15 protein-coding genes are annotated in these 21,196 nt (G+C 51.1%); 8 read left to right on the top strand and 7 right to left on the bottom strand.

What is annotated here, in order from left to right; translation table 11 throughout:
* Positions 1 to 84: 84 nt before the first annotated feature.
* From K3T82_RS12835 to K3T82_RS12825, 3 genes are all read right to left on the bottom strand, one after another.
* Entirely contained in the window at positions 85 to 723 is a 639-nt protein-coding gene (locus K3T82_RS12835; RefSeq protein ID WP_268886658.1) for a tyrosine-type recombinase/integrase, read from the bottom strand.
* 486 nt (positions 724 to 1,209) lie between these two features.
* Positions 1,210 to 1,467 (bottom strand): hypothetical protein, encoded by a 258-nt coding sequence (locus K3T82_RS12830; RefSeq protein ID WP_220193841.1) that lies wholly within the window; start codon positions 1,465 to 1,467, stop codon positions 1,210 to 1,212.
* 237 nt (positions 1,468 to 1,704) lie between these two features.
* The gene (locus K3T82_RS12825; RefSeq protein WP_220193840.1) at positions 1,705 to 2,046 is read right to left on the bottom strand and encodes a hypothetical protein; all 342 of its coding nucleotides are present in this window, start codon (positions 2,044 to 2,046) and stop codon (positions 1,705 to 1,707) included.
* A gap of 323 nt (positions 2,047 to 2,369) precedes the next feature.
* On the opposite strand from K3T82_RS12825, the gene K3T82_RS12820 reads away from it, so the two are divergent.
* Positions 2,370 to 3,644 carry a lactate racemase domain-containing protein gene (locus K3T82_RS12820; protein ID WP_220193839.1) on the top strand — a complete coding sequence of 425 codons (1,275 nt, stop codon included), beginning with the start codon at positions 2,370 to 2,372 and terminating at the stop codon, positions 3,642 to 3,644.
* A gap of 44 nt (positions 3,645 to 3,688) precedes the next feature.
* Complete coding sequence (locus tag K3T82_RS12815; protein ID WP_220193838.1) at positions 3,689 to 6,283, top strand: metallophosphoesterase family protein; 2,595 nt, start codon at positions 3,689 to 3,691, stop codon at positions 6,281 to 6,283.
* Between the two features lie 61 nt (positions 6,284 to 6,344).
* Here the strand turns inward: K3T82_RS12815 and gyrB are convergent, their stop codons facing one another.
* Entirely contained in the window at positions 6,345 to 8,375 is a 2,031-nt protein-coding gene (gyrB, locus tag K3T82_RS12810; RefSeq protein WP_236031129.1) for a DNA topoisomerase (ATP-hydrolyzing) subunit B, read from the bottom strand.
* A gap of 614 nt (positions 8,376 to 8,989) precedes the next feature.
* The gene (locus K3T82_RS12805) at positions 8,990 to 9,568 is read right to left on the bottom strand and encodes a zinc ribbon domain-containing protein (RefSeq protein ID WP_236031296.1); all 579 of its coding nucleotides are present in this window, start codon (positions 9,566 to 9,568) and stop codon (positions 8,990 to 8,992) included.
* A gap of 762 nt (positions 9,569 to 10,330) precedes the next feature.
* Here K3T82_RS12805 and K3T82_RS12800 point away from each other — a divergent pair.
* Positions 10,331 to 11,293: a glucosaminidase domain-containing protein gene (locus K3T82_RS12800; protein WP_220193836.1), complete on the top strand. Its 963-nt coding sequence runs from the start codon at positions 10,331 to 10,333 to the stop codon at positions 11,291 to 11,293.
* A gap of 11 nt (positions 11,294 to 11,304) precedes the next feature.
* On the opposite strand, the gene K3T82_RS12795 is transcribed toward K3T82_RS12800, so the two are convergent.
* Positions 11,305 to 12,711 carry a LuxR C-terminal-related transcriptional regulator gene (locus K3T82_RS12795; RefSeq protein WP_220193835.1) on the bottom strand — a complete coding sequence of 469 codons (1,407 nt, stop codon included), beginning with the start codon at positions 12,709 to 12,711 and terminating at the stop codon, positions 11,305 to 11,307.
* 203 nt (positions 12,712 to 12,914) lie between these two features.
* Here K3T82_RS12795 and scpB point away from each other — a divergent pair, with 203 nt between their 5' ends.
* A complete protein-coding gene (scpB, locus tag K3T82_RS12790; RefSeq protein WP_220193834.1) occupies positions 12,915 to 13,523 on the top strand; it encodes an SMC-Scp complex subunit ScpB in 609 nt (202 codons plus the stop codon).
* Positions 13,524 to 13,551: 28 nt separating this feature from the next.
* The gene (locus tag K3T82_RS12785) at positions 13,552 to 14,442 is read left to right on the top strand and encodes a deoxyribonuclease IV (RefSeq protein WP_220193833.1); all 891 of its coding nucleotides are present in this window, start codon (positions 13,552 to 13,554) and stop codon (positions 14,440 to 14,442) included.
* Between the two features lie 55 nt (positions 14,443 to 14,497).
* Here the strand turns inward: K3T82_RS12785 and K3T82_RS12780 are convergent, their stop codons facing one another.
* Positions 14,498 to 17,197 (bottom strand): BACON domain-containing protein, encoded by a 2,700-nt coding sequence (locus tag K3T82_RS12780; RefSeq protein ID WP_220193832.1) that lies wholly within the window; start codon positions 17,195 to 17,197, stop codon positions 14,498 to 14,500.
* Positions 17,198 to 17,959: 762 nt separating this feature from the next.
* Between K3T82_RS12780 and K3T82_RS12775 the strand changes: the two genes are divergently transcribed.
* From K3T82_RS12775 to K3T82_RS12765, 3 genes are all read left to right on the top strand, one after another.
* Complete coding sequence (locus K3T82_RS12775; RefSeq protein ID WP_220193831.1) at positions 17,960 to 18,976, top strand: Gfo/Idh/MocA family protein; 1,017 nt, start codon at positions 17,960 to 17,962, stop codon at positions 18,974 to 18,976.
* A gap of 80 nt (positions 18,977 to 19,056) precedes the next feature.
* On the top strand, positions 19,057 to 20,070 hold the full coding sequence (locus K3T82_RS12770) for an AraC family transcriptional regulator (RefSeq protein WP_220193830.1): 1,014 nt from the start codon (positions 19,057 to 19,059) through the stop codon (positions 20,068 to 20,070).
* Between the two features lie 104 nt (positions 20,071 to 20,174).
* On the top strand, positions 20,175 to 21,170 hold the full coding sequence (locus K3T82_RS12765; protein ID WP_220193829.1) for a Gfo/Idh/MocA family protein: 996 nt from the start codon (positions 20,175 to 20,177) through the stop codon (positions 21,168 to 21,170).
* Positions 21,171 to 21,196: the final 26 nt, after the last annotated feature.

The raw sequence follows: 21,196 nt of genomic DNA, 5'->3' as shown, positions 1-21,196 counted from the left end.
AGAAAATCACTCAAAACGGCCTATTTTTCACATGCCTTCTGATGGGAAACGCCACTTTTCAAAACAATAACTTCTGGTATAGGATCACTCGTCAAGCATATCTGTACTACTCTTCTTAAAATTGCCTTTTGGTCTTCCCAACTTGAGATGAGCAATAGGTGAATGTTTCGACTGTACGCGCCTAGCTGATCTACTTTCAAAGTCCTTCAGGTAGTTCTCAATGACAACCACGCTACTATGGCCCAGAAGAACAGACAACTTGTAGACATCGCCTCCATTCTCTAGAAACATACGGGCGAAGGTATGCCGGAACGTGTGGGGCGACACCCGCGCGCCCTTAATGTTGGCACGCTTTCCAGCCTCTTGTACAAGTTGCTGGATACCATTTATGGTTAGCGGCTCTCCGTTCCGACTCAGGAAAACAGCCTTTACATCCTGATCTCTTGGATGGCGATGCACATTAACATACTTCCAGAGCTGCTGCGCAACTTCTGAGATCAGGCCGACCTCCCTTTGATGGCGTCCCTTGCCCAGCACCTTAACAAATACCTGATCGGCAATGGAGAGAAACACGGTATCCAGGGTTAGCCCACATAGCTCTCCAACACGAATGCCTGTATCCAGGAGCAAGAGAATAATCACATAATCTCTAAAACCCATCGAGGTATCAGGGTTGCAGCAGGCCGGCATAGCATTGATTTGCTCAGGGCTAAAAGTTTTGATGACGTAGCGCCCAACCCTGGGGTTTTCCAGGTAAAGTCAATTTAAGGGCACTTTTCGGCACACAGAGGGGGGGTGTTACTTACCCGTCCCCCTCGCCTGCTACATAGCGTCTTCAAAATCATCGTTGTACTCCTGCATCTGATTGCGCAACGCTTCAAGCTCCTGGATATGCTCCTCAAAGGTATGAGAAAAGCCACAGAGACCAACGATTGGTGTGTGGGTTGCGTGTGCTCGTTGGGGGCTTACTTGATATGTAGGTTGGACAATTTCGTGACATTCTACGAATAAGGGTGCTCCACAACTTTTTGCAACGCTTAGAAAAGATGAACACAAGGTCCCTCTTGTTTGCCTTCTTGCTCCTTTTAGGATATATTTAATTATCATGTAAATCTCGCTCTGGCTCCTTTGCGGTTGTAGACGGAGGAGAGCGACAGCTTCACAACGTCAACGAACTCTGGAGGGAGTTCCTGTGACCACCGACCCGAGTCAAGCGGCAATCAACAATCTGGACACCAAGCGCAGGGCGGCGATCAACGGGCTACTCCGGCTACTAAGTGAGGGGGCAATCTCCCCCACGGAGTACAAGAAGCGGGTCGACGCGGCGAACAACAAGTTCGACCAGGGGCTCGACGAGCTGGGTGTCCCGAAAGCGGAGTCGTGAGGGCGGGCCGCCCAGGCCTGCCAGAGCAGCACAGCAAGACGATGGTGAAGTAAGGAGTGAGGACTCAGGACCCGTGTTCGCACGAGTCCTGAGCACCTCCTCTTCGTCGTAGCCCTTCAACATCTCCCCATAGATAGCCCTAACATTTCCCCTCTATACAAAAAGATGTGGCGCACCCTACGAATAACGTGACATATGCCCGTTGTGCATGTACCACAAAGCGACGGATTGGGCCGCCGCGCTGAGACACGCAATCGTTCGCCTACATGTCCAGAGCTTACCTAACGCTACCAAAGACTCGCTCAAAGGCTCGCGCACGCCTACCTACCACACATTTCTTTGAGACGCTGAGAAACCTGCAGGCGCGTGATTTCTAGCCCCTGGTGTGCAAGTTCCCGATCAGAGAGGGCAAGAGCCGATAACCAACCAAGAGTAAAACCAACGCCAAAGGCGAATGGAGGTTGCTCTAAGCCATCTGGGGTCAAGTTCTCAGCGACTTCTGTTATGGCCTCAACATAGGTATAGGGCTCTTGACGCTGGGTGCTTGTTCCGTCTGGATGAAACTTCCAGAGACCATCAAAAAACGTCTCAAAACCGACTTTACAACTTTCGTCGTACTCCTCATGTTTGCGAAGCAGCAAGGGGGCCGATGCAATGAGCAATTCTGGTGTATAGTCAACCTCGACGAACGCGACAGGAGCCAGGGGAGTTACTGCAGCAAGGAAAAGAGATAACTATGGTTTCGGCACCAAGTGTATATTTCGCAAAAACCACTCAAACGGCTTCTTATTACGGAATTTCTGGCATCTAATCTTAACCATTCCAATAATGGAACTAGAGCTTTTTGCTCAATACCAGCAAGCCTCTTCCATCAACGCATGATACAATGCAAGAGACATTTGTAATCTCGAAGAGGGATTTACAAGATGCTTCTTGTGATGCTTTTAATCTGCATTACACAGAAGTTAGAGAGGACTGCGAGACAATGGGTATAGGCATAGGCTATTTACAGCAAGCACTCAAAGAAGATGAGATGCGCCAGATTCTGGTACAGACCTTTCAGGAAAGCGCACTCGACGGTAAACGCGTCCTGGTCATCATTCCAGATAGCACACGTACAGCTCCCATTCCCTTAATGTTCCGGGAGCTATATAACCTTCTCGGTCATAAGGTGGCACGCCTGGACTATTTGATCGCACTGGGCACACACCCTCCTATGTCAGAGGAAGCCATCGCGAAACTCGTAGGCGTTGACGCACATGAACGCCAGGAACACTACCCCAACGTTTCGATTTACAACCACCACTGGTCTGAACCAGGCGTGTTGAAGACCATTGGTGTTATCACTCGCGAGGAAGCCGCACAACTTACTGAAGGACTTCTTGCCGAGGAGGTACCCGTCCGACTTAATGGTATGATCTTTGAATATGATCAGCTAGTCATCTGTGGTCCAGTCTTTCCCCATGAAGTAGTTGGATTCTCAGGGGGGGCAAAATATCTTTTCCCAGGAATCGCGGGTGCCGACATTATCAACTTTACGCACTGGCTAGGCGCACGCCTGACAAGTACTCTAACCATTGGCACAAAGGATACCCTTGTGCGGCGGGTCATTCATCGGGCTGCGGAATTTGTGGATCGCCCATTGCTTTGTCTGGCTCTGGTGATGCAAGGAGAGCATCTGCATGGGCTCTACACCGGCGACTATATTGACGCATATAACCACGCCGCAGACCTATCAGGTCGCCTCAACGTGCTTCCAGTAAAGCACCCTTTCAAGCGTATTCTTTCTATGCCTTCGACACGCTATGATGACCTCTGGACAGCCGCAAAAGCCATGTACAAAACGGAAGCGGCGATTGTTGATGGCGGTGAAGTTATCATCTATGCTCCCCATATCAGCGAAGTTTCCTACACACATGGAGCGCTCATCGATGAAGTAGGCTACCACGTCAAAGACTACTTTCTCAAACAATGGGAGCGCTTCAAAAATGTGCCTGGCTCAATTCTAGCCCATAGTACTCATGTAAAAGGGACAGGGACATATGATAGCGCGACAGATATCGAACAGCCACGCATCCAGGTAACCCTCGCGACATCAATCTCTGAAGAGCGTTGTCGCAAAATCAACCTGGGATATCTCGACTACCGAACTATCAATCCAGATGAATGGGAAGGACGCGAAGACGAGGGCTTACTCCTGGTACGGCACGCAGGTGAAATGCTCTACTACAGCCCCGAAATCAAACAAGCAGTCAAATAACAACATTTCACTATTCACCGTCAGGAGGAAAGAAAGTTCCGCGTATGCCCTGGACATCATTGACCAACCGTATTCAAGATCTACCACTGATTCTTGCTGGACCTATTTTGCGCCGGACGGAACCGGGATCAATCACTGTTTGGTTAGCCCTCAAAGAAGCTTGTCTGGTCACTCTTCATATTCTCGAAGGCTCCAATCAAGACCAGATGCAAGAGCAATTTCAAGGCATACACAAGACGGTTCGTCTGGGAGAAAACCTGCATATCGTAGCAGTTACCGCGCGTGCGCAATCCACTCAAGAGCACCTGAATTGGGGGTCATCCTATTATTACAATCTCTCATTTCAAACTGTTGAGGGTAACCCGCAAGGTGATCTCCATACACCAGGCATTCTGCAACATGAGCCAGATGATACGCTATCCTCGCTTGCCTATCCTGGTCATCCCTTTCCAGGTTTCGTTCTCCCAGCCGAAATGCTGGAAGACACAAGGGTCTTTCATGGCTCATGCCGCAAAACACATGGGACGGGACAAGAAATGCTGGCTGCCCTCGATCTACTCTTAGAAAAGGCGGCGCTTGAAGGGCAGAACGCAGCGGTAAAACGGCCTCAACAACTCTTTCTTACCGGCGATCAAATCTATGCTGACGATGTGACACCACCTATGCTCTTTGCGCTTATAGATGCCGGGCAAGCACTCCTCGGAGACAACGAAGAATTGTTACCGGGCGTTTACCAACCAGCCTCACATTACGCTCCAGGTCTACGGCGTGATATCGTTCACCAACAAGCGATGTTCACGACCAAGACGCCTTCCAGCCACATACTCTCACTAGCTGAATACGCCGCTATGTATTTGTTTAGTTGGTCAGATCAACTCTGGTCCTCAGATCTCCCTGGATGCGAAGAGGTCTGGCACCGTTATCCAACGAGTAAGCCTGCGACTTTCGCGCAACAAGATCACGAAGATCAATACTATCAGGAGTGGAACACCCAACTGGCGAGCTTTCGCGCGCACTTACCGCATGCGCGGCGAGCACTGGCGAATATCGCAACCTATATGATTTGTGATGACCACGATATTACCGACGACTGGTTCCTCGATGGAGCCTGGTGTAAAAATGTGTTGAGTAGCCAACTCGGCTACCGTGTCGTGCGTAATGGCCTACTTGCATACACCCTCTTTCAGGGATGGGGTAATGATCCTGAGCAATTCGAGCAAGCGTCAGGTCGCCTTCTACTGGCTGCTCTGGACAGTTGGCGGGGAGAGCATGGAACGCATACGGAACACTTAATCGATGAATTGATTGGTATGCCGCTTCCTTTCGATGGGCAGGGTGAGCTAGAGCGCTCTGAGCGCGCCTTACACTGGCATTACACCTATCAGGCTCCTTGCTATCAAGTCATCGTCCTGGATACGCGAACCCAGCGCCATTACAATAAACCCGAAGAATTCCCTGGCCTCCTCTCAGAAAAAGCTCTGCGTAAGCAAATTGCGCCTTACACACAGGCGCAATCCGAAGTCACTATCCTTGTCTCAGCAGCCCCGGTACTTGGTGTTGACTTCATAGAAGCTATTCAATTCTGGAGCCGCCTGCGAATCCATGACAATTATGCTTTTGATCGTGAGGCGTGGGGCCTTGAGTGGGGAGCATTTCAACGCTTCTTGAAAACGATAAGTAAGCTCAGGCAAGTCGTAATTCTAACTGGAGATGTTCATTATGCCTTTGGTTCCTATATGGAGTATTGGGACCGGCACACTGGCAAGACCGCGAAGATTGTCAACTTTACTGCCAGTCCGCTTTGTAACGAGGGAGCGGGTGAGCATATGGCAGCTCTGGCTGTAGGGTATCCACGTTTGCTTCAATTGCTTCGTCGTGGAAGAAATCCTTCCATGAGCTTCTTTGCCTGGGATATTCTTCCAGGCAACAATCTCATACCCAATTATATTCTGAGCAGTATTCGTAAGCGCCTTTTACGCTTCTGGTGGTCTATTCCACGTCTAGCAGCAGCTCAGCGCTCGAATAGAGAGATCATCCTCCCAGCGCATGGCTGGTTCTCAGGGACCTTCGATGCCTTCCCACCAGACCGAAGTTATCGTATCCACTACCTGCGGAATACGCTCTCCCCAGAGGTCAAGCAGCGCAAGCGTGGCCTACTCATTAGAGCCTACCATGCGCTACAACAACCTCAACGCCTCGCGTTACGAACAGTGTGGTTACTTGAAAGCATTGTACGTCGTATACGTCGTGGAATTATACGGCAATATAACATAGAGGCCCAAGATACCCGTGTGCTGCTGACACGCCCTTTGCATGCGATCACAAACGAGGTTATCCAAGAGAGTGAGGAGATTGAGCAAGCGCTAGAGAAACGTCGCGGGAAAATTATAAACACACTACTACGTAATCGAGAATGGTTAAATAAGTGGAAGGCAGGATCGCTCATTGTTGGATACAACAATATTGGTGAGATCAACTTTGAGAATATGGAGGTAAATGGAGAGCAGCAACATGAGGTCAGGCAGCGTCTCTGGTGGTGGAAGCAAGAAAGCACCGGCAAGGAATACATACTCCAGAATGCCGATTACCAGGCGTCTCTAGAGTTACCAATGACGACAAATGAGCCTCCGTTGCCATAAGAAAAGAAGAGGTGGGAGACCAAGGTTGATGATCTCTCCACCTTTTTCTTTTTAAAATGTCCTAGATGTCCAGGTTAGCATTGCGGGCATGGCTCTCGATAAAGCGGCGACGTGGAGCAACATCATCACCCATAAGCATACTGAAGACCTTGTCAGCTTCAACTGCTTCCTCAACAGAGACCTGAAGCACTGTACGGCGCTCAGGGTCCATCGTGGTCTCCCACAAGGTTTCTGGATTCATCTCACCCAGGCCTTTGTAACGACCCACTTCCGGCTCTTTGCCATTGTGTGTCGCTTTATATTCGGCAATCAAGGCATCACGCTCCTCATCGCTATAGACGAAGCGGACCTGCTTGCCAAACTTCACATGGAAGAGAGGAGGTTGGGCAATGAAGAGATGTCCACCAGAGATGAGTTGCGGCAAATGACGATAGAAGAAGGTCAGGAGCAATGTGCGAATGTGCGCGCCATCAACGTCAGCATCGCACATAATGACAATGCGACCATAGCGCAGGCGTGCCAGGTTCATCTGATCACCAATACCGATACCGACAGCGGTAATGATGTTCTTCACTTCTTCATTGTGTAAGATCTTGTCCAGAGTCACCCGCTCAACATTCAAGATCTTACCGCGCAGTGGCAAGATCGCCTGGAAGTGGCGGTCACGCCCTTGCTTCGCGGAGCCACCAGCAGAATCACCCTCGACGAGGTAGAGTTCACAGCGGTCCGCACGTCGCTCAGAACAATCGGCCAACTTACCTGGAAGTGTTGTATCCAGCACATTCTTGCGCTGAACAAGATCGCGAGCAGCGCGAGCAGCCTCGCGTGCCTTGGCCGACGTAAGACACTTACTGATGATGGTTTTGGCCTCGCTGGGAGTCTCCTCCAGGTAGCGAGTCAACATCTCGGCTGTGATGTTTTCAACGATAGGGCGTACTTCGGCATTATTGAGTTTACTCTTCGTCTGGGCCTCAAACTGGGGGTTAGGAATCTTGACACTCACAACAATTGTAAGTCCTTGGCGCACATCGTCACCCGTCAGATTGGGATCTTTTTCCTTGAGAAGGCCAGCCTTACGCGCGTAGTCGTTTAGAGTGCGGGTTAAAGCGCTACGGAAGCCCGTAATATGCATGCCACCATCAACAGTATTGATGCCATTGGCGAACGAGAACTCTGTGCTGGCCCAACTATCATTGTATTGGAGCGCAAGATCAACCTTTACCTTATCTATCTCGCGACTGGCACTCACTGGACGAGCCTGCAAGGTATTGCGATTCTTATTCAAGTAGCGCACAAACGATATCAGACCACCTTCGAAGTAAAAGGTTGCCTCGCGATCACTGCGCTCGTCGCGAATACCAATCGTCATTCCACGATTGAGATACGCCATCTCACGGAAACGCTGGGCCAAAACGTCAAAACTATAGTCGCGTGTCTCCATTACCGAAAGATCGGGTAAGAATGAAGTCCGTGTCCCTGAACCTTCAGCAGGGCCGACAGTCATCAGTTTAGTGACTGGGGCGCCCTTCTCATAACGCTGACGGTAGAGGAGGCCATCGCGCTTTACATCGACCTGGCACCACTCGGAAAGAGCGTTGACGACAGACACACCAACACCATGAAGGCCGCTACTAATCTGGTAACCGCCACCACCAAACTTACCACCTGCATGCAAGACCGTCATGACCACTTCCAAAGTGGAGAGTCCAGGACGCTGGTGGTGCTCCTCCACGGGAATGCCGCGCCCATTATCTTCAATAGTTACGGAACCATCATTATGAATCGTAGTCAAGATGGTGTCGGCATAGCCAGCCATCACTTCGTCGACACTATTGTCAACGACCTCGGTAATAAGGTGATGCAGGCCTCGCTGATCGGTTGCACCAATATACATGCCCGGACGTACACGTACAGCTTCTAAGCCTTCGAGAATCTGAATGTTCTGGCCGCTATAGCCATTGTCGCTATGATTCTGAAGAGTATCCCCCAGATCCACTTCATCGTCGCTGTATGTCGTAGTCTCAGGAGAGTTCAACGCCTCCTGCTCACCTGGTATGTGATCTGCCATTATTGATTCTCTCGTCTTTGCCATAGAACCTGTACATTCCTTTTGCTCGGTAGGCGCAGTGGCGGCTGAGGCCATTACGCCTGGATAGATTGTGGAAGAGCCACAATCTACACATATCAACATCCCATTAGTGACCACGACCCGCCTTACGATAGACCTGATCGATATAGGCAGGGTCATATGTCGTTACGGGAACGGGTTGTGGCTATAATGACTAGCCCCCAATTCTGCTAAAGGTGCGGGCCTGACCTCGCACGAGTATCGCCCTACGTATTACACCTAGACCACGCAGTTCGAGATGAGCGGTGATGTTTTTGTTGTGGAAGGCTAGCGATTTTCTCTGGTTATATATTCCGATTGAGCATAGAAAAAGTGGCAATGGAAGCCACAATGCGCCACATCATTATATCACATTTGGCTTGATAAACAAAGCAGAGAAGTGGGTTGAACGGACAACCGAAAGGGGAATGAAAGCACGCCTTTGAAGACGCAATCCGAACGGCGTTCGAGCCCCAAATAATGGTTATCGAACACCGTTCGGAGAATAAATGATAGTTACAGAACCAGCCTCAATAGGACAGTATTGATAAATTCTTCTACCACATGGAAGATGCGAGAATAACCGATCAGATCCAGACCTAATAGCGATTGCCCGGAACCGGTCCCCCCATAGGAATATTCGAGTTGGGTGCGCCAGCCATATTCGGGATACCAGGCATGCTAGGCATAGGACCACCAGCCAGATTGGTCGCGCAATATGGGCAGAAAGTCCAACGCAGTTCCAACAGACGCTCACACTTGGGGCAAGAGCGCTTGAGCTTCTGACCGCAGGAGGGGCAAGCCTGGAAATCTGACTCGATACGTGCGTGACAGTTGCTGCAAGTTTGGCGCTCAGTCATCTCAGCAAGCAAGGACTCTTCTTCCAACTGCCGCTCATAAATTTCCGCCAGCGTCTGACGTGGGCGAAGGATCATATATACGAACACACCCGCGATTGGGAAGATAGCTACAGCTACAGTTGAGATGATCTGCAATAAGAAATCTTGAGTACGCGCACGAATATCGCGGAATGTCCAAATAACGGTGCTCAGCCAGAACACAACCAAGAAGGCCACCAAACAGGCAACCGTTGGCCCGATCAGGTTTTGTAACGTTGTCAGCCACTCAGGCTGACCCGATCCAGAAGCCAGGAGGGCACTTAGATTTGCATTTACCATATTCACAGGACAGAGGCCCCTTTCAGATAAGAGATGAAGGTACTGTTCATTTTACATAGCATGATTTCGCGCTCGCTACATATCTTTACGTTGAAAATTACATACACTCCATTACAACGTCCAGTTATCTATTTTGATGACAGCATAGGACTATAAGTTGGCAGCGTTCTGCACTATCTTCGTTATATAATACTCTACAAATGCCACATTTTCACCTATGAATACCATCAATTTGGTCCGTAAGCGCGGATATACAGTTTCTTCCTTCTTCTTCTATTTCTATGGATAGAAGAGAAGGTGCCCCGGGTCTCATTCCAAGCGTCACTCCTACTTGAGGGCACGCCCTTTACGTTCGTTACCCCGCATCCTCGTTTTCTAAGTTACAGACAGATGTAGACCCCTCACTATATATATCGATAAGGCCGCAAAAAAGGAACATTTTTGCGCCTTCATCCAACCTTTCGGCTAGAAGCGCGCCCTTTATTGCTTCTTTCATGTGCAATATATTCTAAGCAAATTCTTATCTAGTTCGACAAAACGGGACTTATTTCTTATTCTTTGAGCTGTTTTTCAGGTGATATGATAGTTTCTAACTAGCTACATATCATTGTTGATGGCGACATACTCGCCAATAAAAGAAAAAACAGGAGAATATGGCCTCGCATACGCAGCAGCCAGGGTATCTACAGAGTCTTGTGCGCCCTCTGGCACTCTGCTACAATAGAACACTAGTTCAAACGCTCAGTAATAAGGAGATTGTTCATGGCGAGTGGTAATTACGCCAGGAAGCGCGCCTCACAAACGGCAGAAGTAACAACAACCCAAATCCCCCTGCGGGCCACACGAAATCTCCCGGCTGTTCAGCCAGCCGCAGGACCTTGGGATGATGAAGAGGTTACTACTGATATTAGGCCCGCTCGCACACGTACAACCGCCGTTACCAAGCGTGTTCAAAAGCCCAAAGCCAGACCCTTGGAATCTCGGCAGATATCAGTTCGCCGTCGCCCCAAAGTCATCGATGAGTATGCACCTCATCCGTTGCAACGCCATAGACCGTGGCTCAATCCACTCATCTATAGCTCGGCAATTGGGCTGATCTTCCTGGCCGTGTTGCTATGGGCTGGAATTGCCCAGCGCCCAGGGGTGCCACAACTGCTTCCCAACTACGGAGGTAAAGTTTACGATATTCAGGTTGGAGGCAACCAAGCAACCACATGGCAAACGCCCAAACCTATACCGACAAAAGTACCAACCTCTAAAGGTCCTTACTCAGTTCTGGGTAAACCAACCATTAGCGCGTCCTTCATCAATCGTGTGCTTGCGAATGCGGGTTCGCCTGCCGCTGGCAAGGGACAGGCTATGTATGATCTCGGCGTTAAATACGGCATTGATCCTGTGTACGCTCTCGCTTTCTATCAGCATGAAAGTACCTTCGGCACGCGGGGCGAGGCTCAAGCAACTCTTTCGCTGGGAAATTTGCGCTGCATTCCTGACCGCGAATGCATCGATCAGGATCGAGGTGGCTATGCCAAGTTTAGAAGTTGGGAGGATGGCTTCGAGTCCTGGTATAAATTGATTCGCAATCTCTATATCGCACAGTGGGGCCTGAATACGATTGATAAGATCATTCCCAGATACGCTCCAAGCGCTGACAATAACAACGAGCAAGCATACATCTCATCCCTAAAGACCGCTGTCAATGCCTGGCGCGCTGGCAAGCTATAAGAAACCTTTTCCTATGTCTCAATTAAGCCCTGGGCAAGCGCTTTGCTCAGGGCTTCAGTACGCCCTGAAACATTTAGCTTCTGATAGATGTTGGCAAGATGGAAATTCACCGTACGCTCGCTAATGAAGAGATGGGCTGCTATCTCCTTGTTCCTTAGTCCGCGCGATAGGAGGCGCAAGACCTCTAGCTCTCTCGCCGTGAGCATTTCACCTCGCGCTCCCCGTTCGCGTCCCACCCGCGCCAGAATACGCCCCGCCAGTTGCTGTTGTACAAGAACCTCACCCCGAGCTACGATGCGAATGGCCTCCGCCAGGTCATCAGGAGTTACATCTTTGAGCAAGTAGCCATCAGCTCCAGCGCGCAACGTTTCATAAAGATAATCCTCGCGCTCTTCAATAGAGAGTAGAAGCACATGTGTATTGAGGTTGAGTTGCTTGATCTGACGCAAAGCTTCGAGACTCTGGCCTTCGGGGAGTTGAGCATCCAGAAGCACAACTTGAGGGCCCAGTTCGAGCGTTTCGCTGACGGCGTGCACTCCATCGCTAGCTTCGCCTACCAGCAGCAAGTCGGGATAGGCATCGAGCAGGCGATGCAGTCCAGCACGAACTACTGGCTGACCGTCTACGATGAGGACGCTTGTGCGCTGTGGATGCACTTCTTGATTCTCCAACTTGGCACGCGCCTGGAGAGACGGAAGTCCGATCCCAAATGTGGTGCTATCCAGCTCTGGAGACTGATAGGGCACGCGCACTTCGACCCGCGTTCCATGCGGAGCAATCTCGCGTATGAGTGAGCCCCCCATATAGGTAAAGCGAGCACGCAGGTCATCGTATACCGAATCAGAGAACGCAGTATTTTCACGGGTATTCTGAGCAAAGGGTAAGATGTTCTCGCTGGCTGGGGTCCTATCGTCGGAAGCAATATTGGAGGCAGGCACACCGTCATCTTCAATGACCAGACGTACCTCATCGTGACCATAGGCAAAGTTGAGGCGCAGGCGCCAGGCATGTTGGTGCTCGCGGACCTGAAAGAGCGTCTCCTGAGCCAGGAGGAAGAGCAGATGCTCAGCCTGAGTAGACAGATGAGCCGCCACTTCTGGCTTTCCCTGCTCATCAACACCAGAGAAAGAGACACGACTGGAAAGCCCTAGCTCTTCAGCTGTGGTGTCGATAAGATGCGAGAGAGCCTCTACGAGAGTGCTATTCTCTAATTCGGGTAGAGGCAAATGCGCACCCGATGTCCGCACAATGTGCAGGGCTTGCCGATTCATCTGCTCAAGGCTTGCCAGACGCTCAACCTGAGGTCCCTGCAAGCCAGGATCGTTACGCAAGGCTTCGAGCTCAATGAGAGTGGCGCTCAGAATCTGTAGTAGCTGTTCGCGCTGTCGCGTCAGTGAGAGCTCATTATCGCTAGCCAAAGACACCTCCTGGTCATCCCCATAAACCTGAGCTTGTATCTATACACCGTCAACACGCCACGAGGAGAGAATATTCCTGCATTGATGAAGGCACATGTGGGCTTGCCATTTTGTGTTATACTTGCCTCATCATGGAAGAGAATGAGCATCAAACAACGACCGGAGTAGCCTCCTCTCATAACATATTTCCAGAGGATGCGCAAATGGGCGCGGCTATAGAAAGTCTGCTCTTTGTCTCCGGGCGGCCACTGGAACGTACAGAGTTACGCAAACTACTTGGAGTCGATGATGCGCGCCTAGATAATGGTCTTTACGCGCTTGAGCATGCTCTGGCAAACTCAAGTCGAGGCATCCGCCTACAACGTCTGGGCGAACAAGTGCAATTAGTAACCGCGCCAGAAAACGCCCAGTATGTTGCAGCCCTATTGGGACTTCCCATGAGCGCCAAGCTCACAAATGCGGCCCTGGAGACTCTGGCAGTGGTTGCCTATCGCCAACCTATTACACGTGGGCAAATTGAGGCGGTACGCGGCGTGAATAGTGATCGCGCCCTGGCAAGCCTGCTACAATATGGGCTGGTGGTCGAGGTTGGGCGCGCGCAAACAGTAGGACGCCCGGCACTCTTCGCTACCACCCCCGATTTTTTGCAACAGTTTGGCCTGACCAACCTGGAAGAGCTTCCTCATATGAATCTTACCGCCCAGCAAACTGAGAGCACTTCCGAAGAGACACCAGCCCCAAATAACAATCATCAGGCCAATGTCCGCCAGCCAGATCTGCCAAATTTTCAACCATCCCAGGACGCAAGCTAAGATCTTTTGCGAACAGGAAGAAGATATTATGCGTATTGGACGACATATGCCCACAGGCTCTAAGCCTGTAAAAGCGACAGAGCTTGCTGAGCAAATTGGCTGCGATGCCATTCAGATCTTTGCCAGCAACCCTACAGGTTGGAAACCACCTGTAATGGATGAGCAGAGTGGGAGCGCCTTCGCCTCTGCAGCCCGTGAACATCACCTGGACCCAGTTGTGCTCCATGCGCCCTATTTGATTAATCTGGGCACTCTCGATGAGACCATCTGGGAGAAGTCAATTCTCCTGCTGAGTGGTACGCTGCAACGTGGAGCGCAATTGGGGGCTTCCTACGTGGTCTTCCACACTGGCAGCCATCGTGGCGCGGGCGTGCCAACAGGACTGGCGCGTATTGCTCAGGGAATCGAGCGTGTCATGGCTGAGACGCCAGAAGAAGTCATGCTACTCCTGGAAAATGATGTAGGCGCGGGTAACTCGCTGGGGCGAGATTTCGAGTCCCTGGCGACAGTTCTGGCCCACCTGCCGCAATATCGCGGTCGCCTGGGTGTCTGCCTGGATACAGCACATCTCTGGGGCGGAGGGCATGATATTGGTAGCCCCGAAGCGGCGCAACAGGTTCTTCAACACTTCGATGAGACAGTTGGATTACAGCGCTTACATGTCCTGCACCTTAACGATACCGAAAAGGCATTGGGTAGTCATCGCGACGTACATAAGCGCCTGGGAGAAGGGATTATTCCCACAGAGGGTCTGCGTACCCTGCTCCGCGACCCACGTATGGCACACGTCGCGCTCATTCTCGAGACTCCTATTCAAACGGATGAGCAGGGCAAAGAGGATTGGGAACACGACGCGGGCCAGATCGCCTACGCTCGAAGCCTGTGCGCTATAGAGCCATCACCCACCCACAGCAATTAAGGCGCCTTTGACACATTCAACCAGATTTTGTGAGGATCTTCAGCAGTAGCTTCACTCAGGGGGTGGGGCTGCTGCCGGGCGTAGTAATGTCAGGAACAGTGAACGTTACAGTGAGCGTCTGGGGGTTGCCTTCTATATATGAGCCTCCTGTTGAGGCATCGAGTTGAATGGTAGCGGTATAAGTACCAGGGCCTAGCCCAGTAGCGTCGACGGTAAGCATAAACGTCACACTATCACCAGGCGCGACCGAGGATGTCGGCGACATAATGGTGAGCCAACCGTTGCCATTATCGCTGTAAGCCACTTCAGGCATAAAGATAACATTGCGCATACAGGTATTGGAGACGGAGACAGTAAACTGCCCACTCGCATTCTGCGGCGTAAGATCAAGCCTGGATGGTGTTGTAGCCTTAACGCTACAAGGAGCCCCAACCATCAAAGTGACAGTAATTGTGTTCGCAGCCCCAAGATCCTGACCGGTTTGACGGTCGTAGCTCGTTACGGCGATACTACCTCGATAGGTTCCTGGCGCGAGTTGTGAACTTGTCACCAAAGCTCTTACCACATCTGATTCCCCCGGCGTAAGAGTCCCATTTTGATCGCTCACCTGAAGCCAGTTTCCACCACTAGTAACGCGAGCACGCCAGGCTAATTTTGCATCACAGTTTTCTTGTTCACTCAAAGTAAAAGTTCGTTCGACCGCTGTAGTTTGATATGCGCTCGTTGTAAATGTTAACGAGCCAGAACCCACACTCAGAGCGCAGGAGGAACGCACAGTCAGACTAATAGGAATTGTGCGCATGCCACCTGCAAGTTGGGAGCCAATACTATCAGTCCCACTAAGGGTTAGCGTACCATTGTAGACGCCTGATCCCGAGTTTATGGGCAGCATCGCACTAAGTGAAAGTTGCTGCGATGCACCTGCCTCCAACGTTCCAGAAGCTGGAGAGACACTCAACCAGGAACCACCTGAGGTTGTTGTGGTCGTAGCCTTCCAAGTGAGCTGTCCTTTTCCAGTATTGGTCAGCACAATGCTTTGTTGCGCCGGGCTGTCCTGGCTGGTAAGTGCCGAAAGCGAGACATGTGTTGACGAGAGTGTCATAGCTGGCGATGGAGTAGCATTCAGAGTCAGAGTCACAGGCAGTACCTGCACGCCTGTGGCAGAGCTCAAAGAGAGCGCGGCGGAATAGGTTGCAGGCAGAATCGCGGGTTGCAACGCAGACGTGTCGACGCTTATCGCAAGTGAGCTAGGTGTTGTCCCATTTGAAGTACTCAAGTGCAGCCATTTCGCATCCGATGATACGCTCCAGTTCAGCGCACCAGGGCAACTGTGTAGAGCACTTATCTTGAGCGTCTGAGTGGCTGGGAACGTTCCACCCTCCATACCAGAAAACGAAAGGGTATTAGGGACAGTTTGTAAAAGACAGCCTTGTGTCACCGTAACAACCACATATATCTTCTGTATGCTCCCTGGAACCTCCTGCCCATCCATACCGAAGCCACGCACTGTCACTGTCGCGCGATAAACTCCGGGCAACATAGCATGTGAGTCCACAGCGAGGCGGAGCGGCTTACTCTCGCCAGGAACGAGCGTATTTGTAGCGGCCAGAACTTTGAGCCAACCGACATCTGCTGATGCATCCCATGTCAACAGGCCGACACCGGGATTGAAGAGAGTCACATCTTGCGGCGAGGGCGAAGCCCCTCCATCATGAGCGATATAAGAGAGCACAGGAGGCGTAACTCCCAGCGCCCCCATGTTAAGCGGGCGTAAGTTTCGGGCCTCCATCCGTACCGCAAGCACATTGTTGCCAGCATTCGAGGTAAAGGTAATCTGGCCCATGTAGACGCCTGGTGAGGCATGGGAACGATCAACCGCAACCGAGATGTGCATATCCTGCCCGCCCACAAAGGATCCGCTGGTAGGGCTAATCTTGAGCCAGTCATGATTGCTACGGGCCTGCCAGCTGATCTGCCCGCCTCCAGTATTCAAGAGCATAAGCGTCTTCACACTGTTGGTAATGGTATCGCCCACGCCAAAATCGAAGCTTTCGCTCGAAGTACGCAGATGCGCGGGTCGTAGAGCTTGTCCATTTCCTGTGAGCTTGATCGAAAAGGTCGCAGCCTTGTGAGTGAGAGAATCTTCGGCATGCAATGTATGTGAACCGCTATGCCAATCGGCCAGCGCTACAACAGTATCGGTAAAATTTCCTTGAGCGTCAGTACGAACGACAGAAGACCCCGCTGTATCCAGAATGGGGATGCCACGGTCGATGGAGAGGCCGACAAAGCTATGTGGCGAGAAATGTGTACCACGTAATGTGATCGTCGCACCAATCGCGACCACACCTGGCGATGCCTGCAAGGCCATCGTGGTATTGCCTGCTCCGAAGGCCGAAAAAACGCCAAAACCTCCCCCTAACACTAATGTAGCGATAATCACGCAAGAGAACCAGAAGAAAGTCACAGGAGGCACACGTCGGTACCAAGCAAGCGATGGTTGCGCAGGTGGGCGTGGAACATAAAATGGCTTGGAGTCCCCCGACGCAGAGTGCACTTCTTTATACCACGTACTAGAATGGATATTTGTGGGCAGGCTAGAGGTTGATGAAAGATCAGAGACTACAGCTTCGTCTTCTGGGCGCACATCCAACATGGCACCAGGAGCAAGCAGCGCCTTCAGAGTAACGGCCTCACTCTCATCGAAGTTACCTGCTTCGCTCAAAACTGGAGGGCAGACTTCGCGCAACGGCAAAGTCTCTGAGGGGCTCCCCTGATGTATATGCTCACAAGGCACAACTGATCCCCCACAGACAGGGCAAAAGATAGCATCTTCCCCCACCTCGGTCGCACAGTGAGGACAACATATCTGCATGCGTAGAAGCCCCTCTTCTTCCAATCTTAGAGCGCAGACGGTGTATATGTATCTTTATGCATGTATTTCTGACCAAATTGTAAGGGACTGAGTTTATTTCTGTCAATATACCCCATACAGCTAACACACCTTGATGAAGCGTGGGTTAGAAGACATAAGAATCGCGTCATTCCCCTGGTAAGTACCGTCAGACGCAAGCAGTACCCATGCGGAAATCCCCCACTAATAAAGACGTACAAAGCCTGGATTTGTTACGCCCAATTTCTCACCCCATCCACTTCTCTTATTATTGTATGCACACCACGGTTCAGGAGGGCCATTAGCCATATCGCTTCGTAGCTTTAACATCATCCATATATCTTGGACAAATACCTCGCGGTAGCAATATATACCCCTGGAAACATAGCCTATATATCTGAGGACATATGACTTGACAGAATGGATGAGAACAGGGTGATGTCGCTATTTTAGATATGGTGCAAAATTCTTTGTCGCCTTCACGCATTGCTATTCTTGGGTATAGCAGTCTACAATAGTAGTGTATTCCCTATATATTGATCGCGCTCAGTCGCGATTTTGCATGAAGGAAGGCGCACCCACCGCCTACTGGTCTATTTAGCAGAAGGAAGGAAGCACAGCACGATGATACGAGTTGCAATGGCGAGTTTCTGGCATGTCCATGCGCATGATTATTTGCGCCAGGCCCAGGAGCACCCATCAACCCAGATTGTAGCTGTCTGGGATGAAGAGAGCGAACGAGGACGTCGCGAGGCTATGGAGCTAGGAGTCCCCTTCTACGACAACTTGGAGGAGATGCTTAGCAAGGACGACATTGACGCAATCATTGTCGATACTCCGACCAGTATGCACCGCGAAGTCATGGTTGCCGCCGCACGCGCGGGTAAACATATTTTCACCGAAAAAGTTATCGCGACTACGGCTCACGAATGCAATGAGATCATACGCGTAGTCGAAGAGGCACGTATCAAGTTAACGGTTTCGCTCCCCCGACTTTATGAAGGCTATACCCTGGCAATTCAAGAATTGCTGGCCCACAACGCTCTGGGACAGCTAACGCTGGTCCGCACACGCCTCTCACATAATGGCGCACTTCCAACAGAGCAGCGACCTAATGGCTGGTTGCCAGACCACTTCTTTGACAAGGATTTGTGTGGTGGCGGAGCACTGATCGACCTGGGATGCCATCCCATGTATCTCGCACGTCTCTTCCTGGGCATGCCAGAGAGCGTAAGTGCCAACTTTGGCTATGTGACCGGAAAAGAGGTCGAAGACAACGCGCTAGCCACTCTACATTATGCTAATGGCGCTATTGGCGTCGTCGAGGCAGGCTTTGTCAATCGCTATTCCCCCTTCACCATTGAAATTCATGGAACCGAGGGAAGCCTTTTCTTTGGCACACCAGAAGAGAAACTCATTATTCGAAGCGCCACATATGGCGATGGCAAAGATTGGAGCACCGTCATCGACTTGCCGACCAGTCAGCCGCGTGCCTTCCAACAGTGGGTCAAGCATATTGAAGAGGACACCATCGCCTCCACGAATATTCAGATGGCTGTAGACCTGACAACGCTTATGGATGCCGCTAATCAGGCTGCACGTGAGCGCCGGGCTATTAACATCGCCGACCTGGCACGCTAGAACAAAGAACATTTCTAGTAGACACTGTGAGCAATGAAGCAAACCTTCCATTGTTCTAAGCATCGCAGCAGGAGGCTTTTATGGCAAAAACGGCCCAAGAAATGAAGCAGAGTGCCATCCTGGCCTTTCGCAAGAATAGTAGTCCTTTTCTCTTCGCGCCAATGCAGGCTGAACCCGATGCGCTTGACCGTCTTGACATCAGCTTCCGCTGGGGTCGTTACGGCATTCGCTTGTTACGCTGTCATCTGGCAACCTTCCCGGCGGGTAATATCATTCCCAACCACAAACATCGCGACTATGAATTTCATTTCATTCCGCGAGGCCAGGGAAGTGTGACGCTAGCAGATGGAGAATATCCCCTGCACGCTGGCATGTTCTATCTGACCGGCCCACAGGTGATGCACAAACAGGAGGCGAGCCCACAGGAGGCGATGTACGAACTATGCCTGCATATCGACATCACCCCTTTGGACGAGATAGAACATGCACCCCAAGGGGAATGGAGCGAGCAATGGGAGATCGCTGAAGCCGAAGCCTGTATTCAGCAACTACGAGCCATGCCCGCTACTCCTGCCCTCGATAAGTATAACGCCATGAACTGGTTTCTGGTGGCTTATCAGACATGGCAAGAGCGTGAGATTGGCGCGTTCACTACTATTCGCCAGGCAATCATTCAAATCCTGCTGCGGGCAGCACGCGTCTATCATCATTCATCGCAAGCGCAACCGGCACTACCCGCACGCGATATGAATATGCACCGCTATCAGTTAGCGACACGCTATATTCGCGACAACTACGCGCGTGCGATTACGCTGAACGAAGTAGCCGAGACCTTGCATATCTGTGGACGACAGCTCCAACGCATTCTAGATCAATATGCTAATGATACCTTCAGTGGTTACCTGGAGCGCTACCGTCTGGCTCAGATCTGCCTAGCTCTCACGCACTCAGAGCAAACAGTTGAGCATCTGGCGCTTAACCACGGTTTCTCTAGCGGCAGTTACTTGCATTACGTGTTTAAGAAGCGATTGGGTATGACACCAGCCCAATATCGCCAGCGCCAGCAAGAAACATTGCTCAGTCAGCACGCCTAGAAGTAAGGAATGCGCAGGAAAGACCCGCTCTCTCGCCAGGGAGCGAGATGTGCCCTCCATCCCGTTTGTGAATGGCATCAATTACTCTATCAGGAGATATAAATATGACTATCAAAGTAGGACTCATCGGTTGTGGCGGGATCGCCGCTGTACATGTCAACGGTTATTCTAAATTGACCGACGCCAAGATAACCGCTGTATGCGATGTCGTCGAAGAGAGCGCACGCGTTCGCGCCGCAGAGGCTGGCGGGGCCGATGTGTATACTGATCTGGCAAAGATGCTCAAAGAGGCAGACATCGACGCCGTTGACATCTGCCTTCCACATCACCTGCACAAAGATGCCATCGTCGCAGCCGCTCAGGCAGGCAAACATATTCTTTGTGAGAAGCCACTCTGTCTCACGCTGGAAGAGGGCGAAGAGGTGCGAAAGGCCGTCGAGGCAAACGGTGTCACGCTCATGTGCGCCCACAACCAGCTCTATCTTCCTGCAGTACAGTATGCCAAGCGCCTGATTGCTGGTGGTACTATCGGTGACGTCTATGAGATTCGCACCACTGATTCGTTCTATCACACCTTCGACCCCAAAACCATTGGCTGGCGCGGCAATCGCCAGTTTATCGGCGGTGGTGAATTGATCGATACAGGCTACCATCCCTCCTACCTGCTTCTCTACTTGGCGGAAAGCAAGCCCGTTGAAGTCACAGCGATTCTGAGTAATCATCGTCTGAACTTCATGGATGGCGAAGACTCAGCTCAGGTCCTTGTACGCTTCGAGAACGGCGTCGTCGGTAACATCGTCACAAGCTGGGCCTACGAGCCAAGCGACAACACTGAGAAGTTCAGCATTGTTGGTCAAAGAGGCTATGCCTATAGCAAGGGAGCTGATCTCACCTATAAGATGCGTATGAACAATCCGCCTGTCGTCAATACAGTTCAGCTCAAATCAGTAAACACCTTCGAAGCTGAGATCGCGGATTTCATCTCCTGCCTCAAGGAGAACCGTCGCCCAATCAACAATCACGAAGACGGTATTGATGTACTCAAAATCATCCTCGGTGCCTACCGATCAGCCGAAGAGAAGCGCACCATTACATTCTAGCGCTCTCAACAGCAAAGAATTCCCCA

It is taken from the genome of Ktedonospora formicarum (genome assembly GCF_016587355.1).
GTDB classification, from domain to species: Bacteria; Chloroflexota; Ktedonobacteria; order Ktedonobacterales; family Ktedonobacteraceae; genus Ktedonobacter; species Ktedonobacter formicarum.
Note: the sequence above shows the minus strand (reverse complement) of the source record. Positions and strands in the feature narration are given on the sequence as shown.

Coding starts and splice junctions, on each gene's coding strand:
- K3T82_RS12800 (WP_220193836.1), top strand. CDS start 10,331: ATGGCGAGTGGTAATTACGCCAGGAAGCGCGCCTCACAAACGGCAGAA.
- K3T82_RS12775 (WP_220193831.1), top strand. CDS start 17,960: ATGATACGAGTTGCAATGGCGAGTTTCTGGCATGTCCATGCGCATGAT.
- K3T82_RS12820 (WP_220193839.1), top strand. CDS start 2,370: ATGGGTATAGGCATAGGCTATTTACAGCAAGCACTCAAAGAAGATGAG.
- K3T82_RS12815 (WP_220193838.1), top strand. CDS start 3,689: ATGCCCTGGACATCATTGACCAACCGTATTCAAGATCTACCACTGATT.
- K3T82_RS12770 (WP_220193830.1), top strand. CDS start 19,057: ATGGCAAAAACGGCCCAAGAAATGAAGCAGAGTGCCATCCTGGCCTTT.
- K3T82_RS12765 (WP_220193829.1), top strand. CDS start 20,175: ATGACTATCAAAGTAGGACTCATCGGTTGTGGCGGGATCGCCGCTGTA.
- K3T82_RS12805 (WP_236031296.1), bottom strand. CDS start 9,568: ATGGTAAATGCAAATCTAAGTGCCCTCCTGGCTTCTGGATCGGGTCAG.
- K3T82_RS12785 (WP_220193833.1), top strand. CDS start 13,552: ATGCGTATTGGACGACATATGCCCACAGGCTCTAAGCCTGTAAAAGCG.
- scpB (WP_220193834.1), top strand. CDS start 12,915: ATGGGCGCGGCTATAGAAAGTCTGCTCTTTGTCTCCGGGCGGCCACTG.
- gyrB (WP_236031129.1), bottom strand. CDS start 8,375: ATGGCAAAGACGAGAGAATCAATAATGGCAGATCACATACCAGGTGAG.